Raw genomic sequence first — 12,896 nt, forward strand, 5'->3', positions numbered from 1 at the left:
GATAGAAAATCCTAAACTTTTTCATAATAATCTCCCTATAAGAGCCACCAAAACCGGTGGCTTTTTCTACGTACCTTAGTGAACGTTAGTGAACTTAGCTACGTTGATGCAGTTCGAACGCTAGTGAGAACTACGGTCCTTATAAAACTGAGCGAGGTGAACTCAGAAAGTTCAACCGAATTTAGAGATATTGATGCAGTTCGAACGGTAGTGAGAACTACGTTCCTTATTCCTTTAGCGAACGTTAGTGAGCTTAGGTACGTTGACGAAGTTCGAACGGCAGTGAAAACTACGGTCCTTCTCCTTCATTTGTACAAATACTCCAATTTATGCTCGATCTATGTTATAATGAAGAGAATTTTTGTCTGAGGAGGATTTATGAAAAAAACACATTCTATGCTATTCGTCCCAGGCATCATTATGCTTGGGATTGTTTTACGAACACCATTTACTACGCTTCCGACAGTCTTGTCTGACATCGCTGCTGGTTTGGGGGTAGATGTGAGCTCTCTGGGACTATTGACTAGCTTACCACTTCTCACGTTTGCCATTTTCTCACCTTTTGCGATTCAATTTGCTAAAAAGTTGGGGATTGAGCGCCTCTTTTTCCTAGTTTTGATCGCGATTACGATCGGATCTGCCATTCGGATTATCAACCTCCCCTTCCTCTATCTGGGAACCATCTTGATTGGAGCTGGCATCGCCTTCCTCAATGTGCTGCTTCCAAGCCTGATTCAGGCGAACAGACCCCGCCAACTAGGCATTCTGACCACCTTGTATATCACTTCTATGGGGATGTCCACAGCGATCGCCTCTTCTGTAGCGGTTCCTATTACCAAAGCCACTTCTTGGCAAGGTCTAGTGACTCTTTTGACTGCCTTGTGCGCTCTTGCTTTGGTCATCTGGATTCCTAACCTTCGCTACAACCACCGGCTCAAAAAGGCTGCTACTACTGAAGCTAGTAACAAATGGTATACCAATAAATATGTCTGGGCTATCATGATTTTTGGAGGCTTGCAGTCACTACTTTTCTATACAAGTATGACTTGGCTTCCGACCATGGCTGTTCAAGCTGGCCTTTCAAAGGTTGAATCTGGACTACTTGCCTCCGTGTTCACCTTGATCAGTCTCCCATTCTCCTTGACGATCCCAAGTTTAACGACACGATTATCCGATCGCAATCGACGCTTGATGCTTACCATTGTTGTCGGAGCAGGAATTTTAGGGGTAGCCATGCTCTTAATCCCAACCAGCAACTTCTTCTACTGGCTCGTCATCAATGCCCTGATAGGAAGTTCCGTTAGTTCGCTCTTTCCTTACCTCATGGTCGCTTTCTCCATGAAATCCAGTACACCTGAAAAGACAGCTCAACTTTCTGGTCTTGCCCAAACAGGAGGCTACGTCTTTGCTGCTTTTGGTCCCATCCTCTTCGGCTACAGCAAATCTCTCTTCCACTCTTGGACACCAGCTATCCTCATGCTACTGGTCTTAACCATTATCATGGCGATTGCCCTTTATCAGGTGGAAAAAGTCGATCATATTTTTTAACCATTGACCGGCTGGAAGATTCGTCTTCCGGCTTTTTTTGTGTGCACAAAAAAAGAACTAGGCTCTAGGCCTAGTTCAATGTTTTATTATCCGTTAAATGAGATATGTACGTGGTCGTTGTGGTTTGCTGTATCTCCACCACGGTCTGGCATTTGGTTCCATGTATTAGCTGGTCCGTAAATGTTATTTACTGGCATGTAGAATTGTTGTTTCCAAATAATATATGAGATACCTGCACGGTCCATGTTATCAATTGCATACTGTGCAACTTGATCTCCAAGCTCTGAATTTGTTGGAACCATCACGTCTACTGCAAGCCCTTTACCATGGTCTTCTGGATCCCCTTCACGGTAACCACCGATGTTTGTGATACCGAATTTCGCTGCAATTTCTTGACGGAAAGCTTCCGCTTGAGGTTGAAGATTTGGATCAGTTGGAATAGTATTTCCGCTTGTTGGAGTTGATGCTACTGGTTGCACTTCAAGTGCTGCAGCAGTTTCTACTGCTGGTTGTGCTGCTGGAGCTTCAGGAGCAGAAGCTGGTGTTTCAGCAGGAGCTTCCGCTGGAGCAGATTGAGGAGCAGCTGGCGCTACTTCTTGATTTTGTACTTCAACATTGACAGCTGGAGCACCGTAGTTTGGTGTTTCTGGAACAGCTGGTTGTGCTGGTGTTTCTGCTGTTGGTACTTCAACTACTGGAGCTTCCGCTGGGGCTTCTTGAGTTTCTGCTGCTGGAGCAACTGGTACAGCTTTGTTATCTTCGTTAACTGGTTTTGACAAATCGTTGACAGCGACTGTTTGGTCATCAACTGTTACTTGGTTTGTTGTCAAATCAGCACTTGCAACGGTTGCATCTGTCGCACCTGCTTGAGGAGTTTGGATTTCAACTGAAGTTACTTCTTTTTGATCATTTACTGTTGTTTTCAATACAGTACCTGGGTAGATCAAATCCATGTTGCTGATGTTGTTTAAGTTTGCCAACACATGAACATCGATTCCAAGCGCTTCTGCGATCGAACTCAATGTATCACCATATTTGATGGTATAAGTTTGTTGGTTTTCACCGCTTTGTTGGATATCATGTTTGATTTCATCTACTGAGCGAGCTACCCAATCTTCAAGTGTTTCTGCAGTGGCTTTTGTAAATGGAATCACTGCAAGAGCTACTGTTGAAGCGATCAAGGCTTTCGTATTAACTTTTAATTTCATCTTTTATCCTCTTTTTTCTTTGTTTTTTTGCTCAAGATTTTCTTGGACAAATTAACTACCATACTATCTTATCACAATTTAAAAATAATAAAAGGCCTTTTTGGCTATTTAACAAAACTGTATTTTTCTTGTAACATTTCGTCTTTCTTGTCACATTGTTACAAACTAGTAACATAAAATTAGGGTCCTGGAAGAAGAGTTCGAGGGCGCAAAAAAAGCCTCATCAAGGAGCGGTTCCTCGATGAGGTTCTTGTTTTTTTTAAGTAATTGAACATAGCTTTTTACGGCTTTGTATCTTATAACTGAACACGCCCTAAATGCTGTGTGATAAACGCAAACTGTAATAGTACTAACTTCAAAGACACAGTAGCTGATTGGATTTTTCTCTCGCTTTAAGAGCTCGGAAAAATCCTAATCAGCCTTGTGGGGGCAGGACAACGAAGCATTCTATACAACAGTGCTTCTGTCCTGCTCCCTATTTTCACTTTGCATTTTACGGGCTTTGTATCTTATAACTGAACACGCCTACAACTCTTTGGAAAAAGATAAATCCAACTAGAAGCGGACGCTTCGTCGTTGGATTTCCTATTTTCCTTTGAGTTGCTTAACGGCTTTGTATCTTATTTTACCTTCATGATTCTGACGAGGTTGGCGCGTTCGGCTTCTTCGAGTTTCATTTCGATATAGTAGATGGTCTCTTTGAGGTCTGGGATAGTCGCATACTCCAGTCCGTTCACTCGACGGCGGGTTTTCTCGATTTCATCTGCCATGAGTTGGCAGCTTTTTTCGATTTCCGCTAACTTGAGCAAATCTGGGAGTAGATCCCCCATTTCTTGGATGGTGCTATCCATTTGACTGTTGGAGGCGAGGTAGCTATAAACTACGTCTCCTTCATCATCTCCGTATGGATTTTCGATTCGGGCATGAAGCTTGGGCACGCGCACACTCATGACATTTTCTTCCTCGATATGGAGCATCACTTCTCGAGTGGGAACGGCGAAGATTTCTTCTACCATGAGGTCGCTCTCTAAGGACTTGGCCATCACGAAATCTTGCATATTGCCCACCAGCGCTGCCTCCACCTTTTGGCGCAGACGATTATTCTCACGCACAGCTTCAATAAAACGGCGCATGAGTTCATCCCGCTTATCCTTGAGCAACTTGTGCCCCCGGGTTGCTGTCTTGAGGCGCTCTTTGAGAATATTGAGCTCCATCCGAGTTGGTTTTACATTTAATCGTGCCATAGACTAATCCTCTTTGTTTGGCAGATACTTGTCAATCATCTCATCCTTGATCCGTTTAAGCTCTGTTCGTGGAAGGATGGATAAGAGTTCCCAACCGAGATCCAAACTTTCCTCAATCGTCCGATTGGTAGTGAAACCTTGGTTGATGTATTCTTGCTCAAAGCGGTCTGTAAATTTAACATAGAGCTTGTCGGTATCTGACAAGGCAGATTCCCCAAGCACTACAGCCAGTTCTTTGGCTTGTTTTCCTTGGGCGTAGGCCGCAAAGAGCTGGTTCATGGTCGCCGCATGGTCTTCCCGAGTCTTGCCTTCACCAGAACCCTTGTCCTTCAAACGAGAAAGGGATGGAAGAACATTGATCGGTGGGCGGTAACCACTATTGTAGAGATCGCGGGACAGAATAATCTGACCTTCGGTGATGTAGCCTGTCAAGTCAGGGATGGGGTGGGTGATGTCATCTTCTGGCATAGAGAGGATCGGAATTTGGGTCACAGATCCTTTCTTTCCAACCAAGCGTCCTGCACGTTCGTAGAGGGTTGAGAGGTTGGTATAGAGATAACCTGGATAACCCCGACGACCTGGAACTTCCCGGCGGGCAGCGGATACTTCCCGAAGGGCTTCACAGTAGTTGGTCATATCGGTCATAATAACCAAGACGTGCATGTCTTTTTCATAGGCCAAATATTCGGCAGCTGTCAAGGCGATCCGAGGAGTGGCAATCCGCTCGATAGCGGGGTCATTAGCTAAGTTGATAAAGAGGACCGAGCGGTCAATCGCACCTGTCTCCCGAAGGTCGTTCATAAAGAACTCGGCTTCTTCAAAGGTGATTCCCATAGCCGCAAAGACCACGGCGAAGTTTTCTTCAGAATTAAGAACCGTTGCTTGACGGGCGATTTGAGCCGCCAACTCCTTGTGAGGAAGACCAGAACCTGAGAATACTGGGAGCTTTTGGCCCCGAACCAAGGTATTCAAATGGTCAATGGCTGAGATCCCTGTCTGGATAAATTCATCTGGATAGTCCCGTGAAACAGGGTTGATGGCTTGTCCATCAATGTCCAAGTATTTCTCTGGGATAATCTCTGGACCGCCATCGATGGGTTTGCCCATCCCGTTAAAGATGCGTCCGACCATGTCTTCAGACACAGGAAGTTCTAGGGGACGTCCGGTAAAGCGGACTTTGGCTTTTTCCAAATTGATCCCGCTAGATCCTTCAAAGAGCTGGACCATGGCTTTATCTTCTTGGACTTCGAGAACTTGTCCCTGACGGGTCGTTCCATCATGAAGCTTGATTTCTACTAGTTCATTGTAGTGAACCCCTTCGACCTGATCGACAATCATCAAGGGGCCAACAACTTCGCTGACAGTACGGTATTCTTTAATCACGATCATTGTCTACTCCTCCTTTTGCGACGATTTGGTGTAGGGTTTCTACGATTTCTTCTTTCAGGGCTTGAATGGTTGCCAACTGATCCTCATGGATGAACTTGCTCCGGGCAATACGGTCTCGAAGAGCTACGGTTCCTTCCATGATTTCTGTGAAGTAAGCTCCCAATTCTAGTGCTTTTTGACTTTCTTGATCAAAGGTCAAAATGTTGGTCAACAAGGCCACCTGCTTGCTGAAAGAGGTATAGGTATCGACCTCATCAAAGGCATTTTGTTGCAGGTAGTCTTCACGGATCATCTTAGCCGCATTCATGGTCAAGCGGTCTTTTTCAGACAAGGAATCTAGACCAACCAAGCGGACGATTTCTTGCAATTCACTTTCCTTTTGAAGCAAATTCATAGCGCGGGTCACTTTTTCAGACCAGCTGATTTGTTCATGTAGATCGATATAGCGACCGACTTCATCTTGGTAAAGTGAATAAGAACTCAACCAGTTGATGGCTGGGAAGTGGCGGCGTTGCGCCAACTGAGCATCTAGTCCCCAGAAGACCTTGACGATCCGCAGGGTATTTTGGGTCACCGGCTCTGAAATGTCTCCACCTGGAGGGGAAACGGCACCGATGGCGGTAATCGAACCTTCACGCGCAGCGGTTCCAAGTGTCTTAACCCGACCTGCACGCTCGTAATATTCAGCAATCCGGCTACCAAGATAGGCTGGGTATCCTTCATCCCCTGGCATTTCTTCTAGACGACCAGACATTTCACGGAGAGCTTCTGCCCAACGAGAAGTAGAGTCCGCCATGATGGCAACGGAGTAGCCCATATCGCGGAAGTATTCGGCAATGGTAATCCCTGTGTAGATGGAAGCTTCCCGCGCCGCTACTGGCATGTTCGAAGTGTTGGCGATCAGAACAGTCCGTTGCATGATGGATTGACCAGTCGTTGGATCGATCAATTCTGGAAATTCATTCAGAACGTCCGTCATTTCATTTCCACGTTCCCCACAACCCACGTAAATTACGATGTCTACATTGGCAAACTTAGCCACCTGGTGTTGCACAACTGTTTTCCCAGCTCCGAAAGGACCAGGAACTGCTGCAGCTCCACCTTTAGTCACAGGGAAGAAGGTATCGATGACCCGTTGACCGGTGACCAAAGGCTCTACTGGAATGAGTTTTTGTGCAAAGGGACGGCCTCGACGAACCGGCCATTTTTGCATCAAAGTACCAGTAAAGAGGCTGCCATCAGTCTGTTCGATCTCATAAACCGGCTCTTCTACTGTGTAAGAACCTGCTGCGATCTTGGTCACACGTCCACTGACACCAAAGGGTACCATGATGCGGTGTTCCACCATATTGGTCTCTTGAACGGTACCGACGATGTCTCCAGCGACCACTTCTGTCCCTTCAGTCACACTTGGTTCGAAGGCCCATTTGGTGTCCCGATCTAGATTTGGAACTTGCACCCCACGAACCAAAAAATCGCTGGCGGTGACTTCTTGGAAACGTTCCAAGGGGCGTTGGATCCCGTCAAACATCTGAGAGATCAAGCCTGGTCCCAATTCAACAGAAAGGGGGGCTCCGGTTGTTACCACTGGTTCTCCTGGACCAACTCCAGACGTTTCTTCGTATACTTGGATAGAGGCTTCGTCACGCCGCATCTCAATAATTTCGCCAATCAAACCAAGATCGCCGACCCGGCAAATGTCTTGGATATTGGCCTCCTGCATCCCTGATGCAACCACCAAGGGACCGGAAACTTTGATAATTTTTCCTTGAGTCATGTATTCCTCCTGGGAATCCTTTGTTTCTTTGTTTTACTTTTGTGCCATCTCTCTTAGAGATTGCTTTTGTTGGCCATTGGCATCGAAATTGCTTGGATCCAACCAAGCTTCTAGCCGCTGTTTGATAGCTGGCCATTCTTGGTCAATGATGGACAACCAGTCTGTATCACGGGTCCGACCTTTATAAACAACAGCCTGACGGAAACAGCCTTCATAGGTAAACCCTAAGCGCTCAGCTGCTTTGCGAGATGCTTGGTTTAAGGCATCGCATTTCCACTCATAGCGGCGGTAGCCTAAATCTTCAAACACGTAGCGCGCTAACAGATACTGGGCTTCCGTAGCCATGCGTGTTTTTTGGAGCGCTGGTGAGTAGGTCACTGCTCCGACTTCGATCACCCGGTTGGCTTGATCGATCCGCATGAGAGAGAAAGTTCCCAAAGCCTTGCCTGAATCTTTGTCTACAATCGCATAGTAAAAGCGACCTTGGGCTGTCATGAGATCATCTAATAAGTGGTCCCACTCCTCTTCATTGCGGGCAGGGCCTTTGAACAGAAAGGTCCACATCGCTGCTGGAGAGTCCGGCCCGTAGACCTGATAAAGATCTGCTCCATGTTTTTCTTTTGAGAGGCGCTCGATCACGGTATAGCGACCTTCGATCCGCTCAATAGCTGGCAGACGCCCCGGAGTAAAATCCGGCAGTGCATCGCCAATCGTTTGGCCAAATTCATTTGTTCTCATAAAATATCTTGTCCTACTGCTTTTTCGACATTATCACGAATCCGCTGTTGGCCCAGTCCTGTAGTCCCTCTATGGGTCGGGATAAGGATCAGAGCCGGTGTCAGCTGCTGGTCGTAAAACGCCACTGTATCTGGAATGGCCTGAGCAATATCCTCTGTCAAGTAGATAATCCCGAAGTTTTCCCGACTGAGTTTTCGCAAGGTATTGATCGCTTCTTGCGGCTCTGTGACCGGATAGGTTTGAAAGCCAATCAGGCGAAAAGGAAGGATGGCGTCCCGATTGCCCACAACGGCGATCTTATAGGTCTGTTTGTCCATAAATCGGTCTCATCCTTTCTTTGATGTCTGCTAGCGGAAAACCATTGTCCAAACCAGAGAGGACCAAACGAAGGTTGGTCACCTCTAACTCTTTTCCGTAAAGATAACGAACAAGAGGGAGTGGTCCATCGACTTCAAAACGGCCAGCGTCTAGAAGACTGAATTTCACCAAACTCTCTAAATACTCCAACTCTACGGTCTTTAGTTGACCGGTGCGCATCTTTTCTTCATAAGTCTCTAAGGCGAGATCGTACTCCAGCGGATTGACTTGATAAAACCAGGTCAACCACTGACCGGATTCTAACAGGTCGATCACCTGATGGGCACTGAGGCTTCCTTCATCTGAGAGCAATTGGTGCATAAAACTATGCGGTTTTTGCTGATCCAAGGCCCGCTTGACCGTAATCGCATTGTAAAAGTCAATGGTCACGTCCACCAACTGCTTCAGAATCGGATGATCTAGGCTGTCCCCTAAGTATCTCAGGTGTTTAAAATAAGCTAAGTCCATCCCGATTTCGAGAACCCGCAAGTCCTGATAGTCTTGGAATTCTTGCCAGGTTGCAGCCACTTCTTCCGCCATAAAGGCCGGACAATGCTCCGCAGAAAAGGTCGCCACCAAATGCTCGAGCACATCGAGAGAATAAGGACCGATAGGGATCAATAAGTGCCCCAACTTGCGCTCTGTCGCCTTGTGTTTTAGATAAACCTTGAGATTGTGATAGGTGTATTTCAAGGTAAACAGGCTAACCAGGTCTGACTGAGGGGCTACTTCGAAAGCCCATTGGTATTCTGCCAACAAGGCTGCCATCAGGCGGGCTTCAAGGGCTGCTAAATCCTTGATCTCCTTGCTATCCAGAGCATAAGGTGTTCCTTGTAGCAAAATTTCTCGACTCTCGCTTGAGGGACTTGCAAGCAACTGCTCGAACTGACTGGGACTGACAAAACTAGCCTCACGTACGCTGATTCCTGTATTGACTTGAGAATAGGTCCGTTCGCTCATTGCAACCTCCTAGTTCTCTTCATCTGTGAAAATGCTGGCCGCCATCTGGTAGCTTTCTTGCTCCCAAATGGAATCCACCAAATCACGGTAGAGATAGTTGTCATCAATCTTCCCAACCGACAAGACAAAGCCTGCTTGAGCTGGGATTGTTGCATCTGCAACTGTCACATTCTGATGCGTCTGCTTCAATCTCTCGAGAGCTGCTGAATCAAATTTAGCAGCGCTCACCGCCCCAAAGGTCAGGGTCACAACTTGTCCTTGATAGCGATCTAAGACCGCATCTACAAACTGCATTTCCTTTTCAAGGGGCCAAGCCACCATCGCTTCATAAGCATCTGCAAAGAGATCCTTTAAGACTCGTTGATTGGTGACAAGGGTTGATTGGCGTTTTTTATTTTCGATTTGTTGGGTTTCACGTTGCAATTGACGTTGAATCCGCTTGAGCTGCTCAGAGCGTTGATTGAGTTTATCCTGAATCAAACGCTCTTCTTGTGCGGTCTCTTCTTTTAGGATGGTTTCCTTGGCCTCTTCTAAGAGTTTACGCCCTTTTTCGTGGGCTTGGGCCAAGATCGAATCCTTTAATTGGGTTTGTTCATCCATATCGTTTTTTCTCCTATTGCATGCGTCTTGTGTTTTTCGCCTCGTAAGGCGAATCCATCAAAGCTAGCTCTTAGCCGACGCGTAGGGTCAATAGGAAGGACACAACAAAGGCCAAGATGGCGTAAGTTTCAACCATGGCCGCAAGGATAACCCCTTTCATCATGTCTTCAGGGCGTTTGGCCAAGATTTGCATCCCTGCTGTCGCAACATTTCCTTGGTGTTTGGCTGAGAAATAACCAACGATCGCAACTGGAAGAGCTGTAAAGAAGTATGCAACCCCTGTTTCAAGTGGCATATCTGGCTTAATTTGCAACCAGATCAAGATCCCGATAACGAAACCGTACAAACCTTGTGTACCTGGCAACAATTGCAAAATCAAGGCTTGGGCAAATTTTTCAGGTTGTTCTTTCAAGAGCGCTGCTGCTGCTTGACCCGTTTTACCAACCCCAAGGGCAGATCCCATTCCACTAAGTGCAACGGCGATCGCCACACCAAATGCTGCAAAGAAGGCGCCCCCATGGGCTGAAAAATATGATGCTAAAGATTCCATGAATATACTCCTATTTATTAAAGATAATACTTATTTTTTTGTTTTAATATAGCGTTCAGAAGGTTTGAGAGGACGAAATGGCTTGCCTCCTCCTTCGTAGAACTTACCGAAGAACTCCACAAAGATCAAACGGGCTCCATGCACATATCCTGACAAGAAGGACAGGAACATATTAATGGCATGTAGGACGATAAAGAGCACAAGCCCTACCGTAAACCGTCCAAGCGGTGGGAAGAGATTGACAATGAGGTTGAAGGCCGAACCGATACTAGCTCCAGACAAGCCCAAGGCCATCAAACGGGTGAAGCTGACCAAGTCTCCGACATAGCCACTAACATTGTAGAGGTTAAAGAGACCAGACGCTAAACCGGATAGCTTCTTGGCACTGACAATGGAAACAATCAAGATCCCAATGGCATTCAAAATAGCCAGCCACTTGCCGATCGGAACTAGCAGGCTCATCCCTGGCAAGATATTGCCTACTGCTAGAAGCATTAAACCAAGTAGGATCAAGACCCAAGCAAAGCCAGCATTATAGGCTTCGGTGTAGTCTTTGAGGCGAACATTTTTCATTCCTCCTAGGAAGAGGCCCACTAAGACGGTGATAAAACCAAAGACCACTGAGAGGATCAGGATGGTCATGGCGTTGCTGGTCGTACTGATCAGGGCAAAAGGCATCTCAAATCCAAAGAAAGAGCCATAGACCACACCCCAAAGGGCAACTGAAATTCCAAGGAGGCTGAAGAAACGAAGGTTCTTGGCTGTACTAGGCTTGAGCTTAAAGGCTTTAAGGGCAAAGCCTGTCGCTACCGTTAGCAACAGTCCATAACCGATATCTGCGACCATCATGCCAAAGAAAACAAAGTAGAAGAGAGAAACGATCGGTGTCGGATCTTTCTCGTAATACTTAGGCAGGGCGTACATCTCTGTGACTAATTCAAAAGGTTCTACCAAGGCATTATTTCGCAACTGGATCGGAACGTCATCCCAATCTTTTTCCGTCACATCGCGTGTCTCTAGTAAGACTCGAGAACCAAAACCTTCTTGCAAGAAGTCTCGCAATGAGGCCACTTGGGAGGTTTCAATCCAACCCTCTAGGGCTACCAAGCTTTGCGTACTAGCAAGAAGCGACTTAGCTTCCTCACGAGCTCCCAAACTCAGCAAGTAATCCATCTGGTACTTGAGCTGGTCCAGTTCCTTCTGGGAGTTTTGTAACTCGGCTAGGGTTGCTGCAACGACAGCTTCTTGCTCTTTGATTTCCCCTTCTAGGCGATCCAAGTAGGCGGCCGGGACCTGCTCTTCTTCATAGTCCAATTCTTTGAACCCATGGTCTTCTAAAAGCTCCTGAACAGCTACACGATCTCCCGAACGATACAAGATGACATAGCCGTGTTCGGTTTCAGACGTAAAGACTTCTTCTAACTCCAGCTCAGGATGAGCTTTTAAGGAAGAGCGAACAGCGTCTGTATCGCTATTTGGGATCGTCCCGATCAAGCCATGCACATAGTGAAAAGTAGCGAGAGCAGCTGGCGTCACTTCTAACGGTCGCCATTTTTCTAAGCGCTCTATCTCTCCCTTTGCATCCGCAATCTTCTGACGAGCCTTGTCTAACACGCGCAATTGGCGTTTCAACTTGGTCAATAGAAGATCCTCATCTCGAATCATCCCGTGGGCCTGCAAGTCATCAAAAGACAAGCTTAAGGGTTCTTCCTTCAGAGCTTGCAGGGCCTTTTTCTCAGGCATATAAGGCTCCAGAGTCTGAATCATTTTTTCAACTTGTTCTTGACGTTTTTGCAGCTCTACCAAAGCTTGACGATTGTCCTCTGTCAAGGGTTGAGACAAGGTATTTGCCTCAAAGGCAGCCTGCCATTCTTCATGCTCACTGAGGTCATAAATCTGGATTTTTGCCTCAGACTGTAGCGCTAGTAGGAGACTGTCCAAGTCATCTTTGGGTAAGATGAGGGACAGTTTTTGCATCTGACTAACGGCCATAGCTTGCTACCACCTTTTCTACAATGGCTTCAACTAACCCAGCTCGCTTATCGGTCATCGCCTGTTGTACCTTGGCATCATTGCGCGCAACCGTTTCTTCCAGATCTTTCGTTAAACGGACGAGTCTTTCCTGGGCGTTTTTTTCTGCCTCTGTGACCAATTGCTTGGTTTCCTCATCGTAATGCTGTGCCACTGTTGCAAGGCGATCGCGCGAATCCGTTCGGATTTGTTCAACTTGAGCTTCATAGCCTACGATCACGCCCTGAGCAGCTTGCTCGATCTCTTGCATCATCTCGAGTGTTGCATTCGACATCGTCACACCTCCTTATTCAACCATTGTTCTTCCAACAACAGTACAATTATCTTAAATTATACCACAATTCATATCGTTTGTTCAGGCCCAACCGGAAATTTTCAGAAAATTGTGGATAACCAACAAGCCACTACTGCCAGGATTGGAAGCGTTCTCTTCTTTTCTCCTATCCTGTTCCTAGTTTCAGTATTTCTTGATTTCTTTTACTTGAATAAAGCGG

At 46.5% G+C, this 12,896-nt stretch carries 12 protein-coding genes; 1 reads left to right on the forward strand and 11 read right to left on the reverse strand.

The window, feature by feature from the left end:
* The first annotated feature begins 378 nt into the window (after positions 1-378).
* Positions 379-1,548 carry a CynX/NimT family MFS transporter gene (locus P5Y91_RS07695; RefSeq protein ID WP_195327308.1) on the forward strand — a complete coding sequence of 390 codons (1,170 nt, stop codon included), beginning with the start codon at positions 379-381 and terminating at the stop codon, positions 1,546-1,548.
* Between the two features lie 86 nt (positions 1,549-1,634).
* Here the strand turns inward: P5Y91_RS07695 and P5Y91_RS07700 are convergent, their stop codons facing one another.
* The 11 genes from P5Y91_RS07700 to P5Y91_RS07750 form a co-directional block, all read right to left on the reverse strand.
* Positions 1,635-2,756 carry a VldE C-terminal domain-containing protein gene (locus tag P5Y91_RS07700; RefSeq protein ID WP_277839212.1) on the reverse strand — a complete coding sequence of 374 codons (1,122 nt, stop codon included), beginning with the start codon at positions 2,754-2,756 and terminating at the stop codon, positions 1,635-1,637.
* 620 nt (positions 2,757-3,376) lie between these two features.
* Complete coding sequence (locus tag P5Y91_RS07705; protein ID WP_045760123.1) at positions 3,377-4,000, reverse strand: V-type ATP synthase subunit D; 624 nt, start codon at positions 3,998-4,000, stop codon at positions 3,377-3,379.
* A 3-nt stretch (positions 4,001-4,003) separates the two neighbouring features.
* Positions 4,004-5,389 carry a V-type ATP synthase subunit B gene (locus P5Y91_RS07710; RefSeq protein ID WP_049485579.1) on the reverse strand — a complete coding sequence of 462 codons (1,386 nt, stop codon included), beginning with the start codon at positions 5,387-5,389 and terminating at the stop codon, positions 4,004-4,006.
* A complete protein-coding gene (locus P5Y91_RS07715) occupies positions 5,376-7,166 on the reverse strand; it encodes a V-type ATP synthase subunit A (RefSeq protein ID WP_277839213.1) in 1,791 nt (596 codons plus the stop codon). Before P5Y91_RS07715 ends, P5Y91_RS07710 begins: the two co-directional genes overlap by 14 nt.
* Before the next feature lie 33 nt (positions 7,167-7,199).
* Positions 7,200-7,904, reverse strand: coding sequence for a GNAT family N-acetyltransferase (locus P5Y91_RS07720; protein WP_070586613.1), 705 nt, complete (start codon positions 7,902-7,904; stop codon positions 7,200-7,202).
* A complete protein-coding gene (locus P5Y91_RS07725; RefSeq protein ID WP_003009443.1) occupies positions 7,901-8,221 on the reverse strand; it encodes a V-type ATP synthase subunit F in 321 nt (106 codons plus the stop codon). The genes P5Y91_RS07720 and P5Y91_RS07725 overlap by 4 nt, the downstream gene beginning before the upstream one ends.
* On the reverse strand, positions 8,202-9,221 hold the full coding sequence (locus P5Y91_RS07730) for a V-type ATPase subunit (protein WP_155125389.1): 1,020 nt from the start codon (positions 9,219-9,221) through the stop codon (positions 8,202-8,204). Before P5Y91_RS07730 ends, P5Y91_RS07725 begins: the two co-directional genes overlap by 20 nt.
* A 9-nt stretch (positions 9,222-9,230) precedes the next feature.
* Positions 9,231-9,821: a hypothetical protein gene (locus P5Y91_RS07735; RefSeq protein ID WP_155125388.1), complete on the reverse strand. Its 591-nt coding sequence runs from the start codon at positions 9,819-9,821 to the stop codon at positions 9,231-9,233.
* 70 nt (positions 9,822-9,891) lie between these two features.
* Positions 9,892-10,371 carry a V-type ATP synthase subunit K gene (locus P5Y91_RS07740; RefSeq protein WP_003009435.1) on the reverse strand — a complete coding sequence of 160 codons (480 nt, stop codon included), beginning with the start codon at positions 10,369-10,371 and terminating at the stop codon, positions 9,892-9,894.
* A 30-nt stretch (positions 10,372-10,401) separates the two neighbouring features.
* Positions 10,402-12,363 carry a V-type ATP synthase subunit I gene (locus tag P5Y91_RS07745; RefSeq protein ID WP_070666690.1) on the reverse strand — a complete coding sequence of 654 codons (1,962 nt, stop codon included), beginning with the start codon at positions 12,361-12,363 and terminating at the stop codon, positions 10,402-10,404.
* On the reverse strand, positions 12,353-12,676 hold the full coding sequence (locus P5Y91_RS07750) for a hypothetical protein (protein WP_003009429.1): 324 nt from the start codon (positions 12,674-12,676) through the stop codon (positions 12,353-12,355). Before P5Y91_RS07750 ends, P5Y91_RS07745 begins: the two co-directional genes overlap by 11 nt.
* Between the last annotated feature and the right edge of the window lie 220 nt (positions 12,677-12,896).

It is taken from the genome of Streptococcus taoyuanensis, assembly GCF_029589235.1.
In the GTDB taxonomy this organism is placed as follows: Bacteria; Bacillota; Bacilli; order Lactobacillales; family Streptococcaceae; genus Streptococcus; species Streptococcus taoyuanensis.

What these genes read in the sequence shown, in the direction of transcription:
- P5Y91_RS07695 (WP_195327308.1), top strand. Translation starts at nt 379, where the DNA reads ATGAAAAAAACACATTCTATGCTATTCGTCCCAGGCATCATTATGCTT.
- P5Y91_RS07700 (WP_277839212.1), bottom strand. Translation starts at nt 2,756, where the DNA reads ATGAAATTAAAAGTTAATACGAAAGCCTTGATCGCTTCAACAGTAGCT.
- P5Y91_RS07705 (WP_045760123.1), bottom strand. Translation starts at nt 4,000, where the DNA reads ATGGCACGATTAAATGTAAAACCAACTCGGATGGAGCTCAATATTCTC.
- P5Y91_RS07710 (WP_049485579.1), bottom strand. Translation starts at nt 5,389, where the DNA reads ATGATCGTGATTAAAGAATACCGTACTGTCAGCGAAGTTGTTGGCCCC.
- P5Y91_RS07715 (WP_277839213.1), bottom strand. Translation starts at nt 7,166, where the DNA reads ATGACTCAAGGAAAAATTATCAAAGTTTCCGGTCCCTTGGTGGTTGCA.
- P5Y91_RS07720 (WP_070586613.1), bottom strand. Translation starts at nt 7,904, where the DNA reads ATGAGAACAAATGAATTTGGCCAAACGATTGGCGATGCACTGCCGGAT.
- P5Y91_RS07725 (WP_003009443.1), bottom strand. Translation starts at nt 8,221, where the DNA reads ATGGACAAACAGACCTATAAGATCGCCGTTGTGGGCAATCGGGACGCC.
- P5Y91_RS07730 (WP_155125389.1), bottom strand. Translation starts at nt 9,221, where the DNA reads ATGAGCGAACGGACCTATTCTCAAGTCAATACAGGAATCAGCGTACGT.
- P5Y91_RS07735 (WP_155125388.1), bottom strand. Translation starts at nt 9,821, where the DNA reads ATGGATGAACAAACCCAATTAAAGGATTCGATCTTGGCCCAAGCCCAC.
- P5Y91_RS07740 (WP_003009435.1), bottom strand. Translation starts at nt 10,371, where the DNA reads ATGGAATCTTTAGCATCATATTTTTCAGCCCATGGGGGCGCCTTCTTT.
- P5Y91_RS07745 (WP_070666690.1), bottom strand. Translation starts at nt 12,363, where the DNA reads ATGGCCGTTAGTCAGATGCAAAAACTGTCCCTCATCTTACCCAAAGAT.
- P5Y91_RS07750 (WP_003009429.1), bottom strand. Translation starts at nt 12,676, where the DNA reads ATGTCGAATGCAACACTCGAGATGATGCAAGAGATCGAGCAAGCTGCT.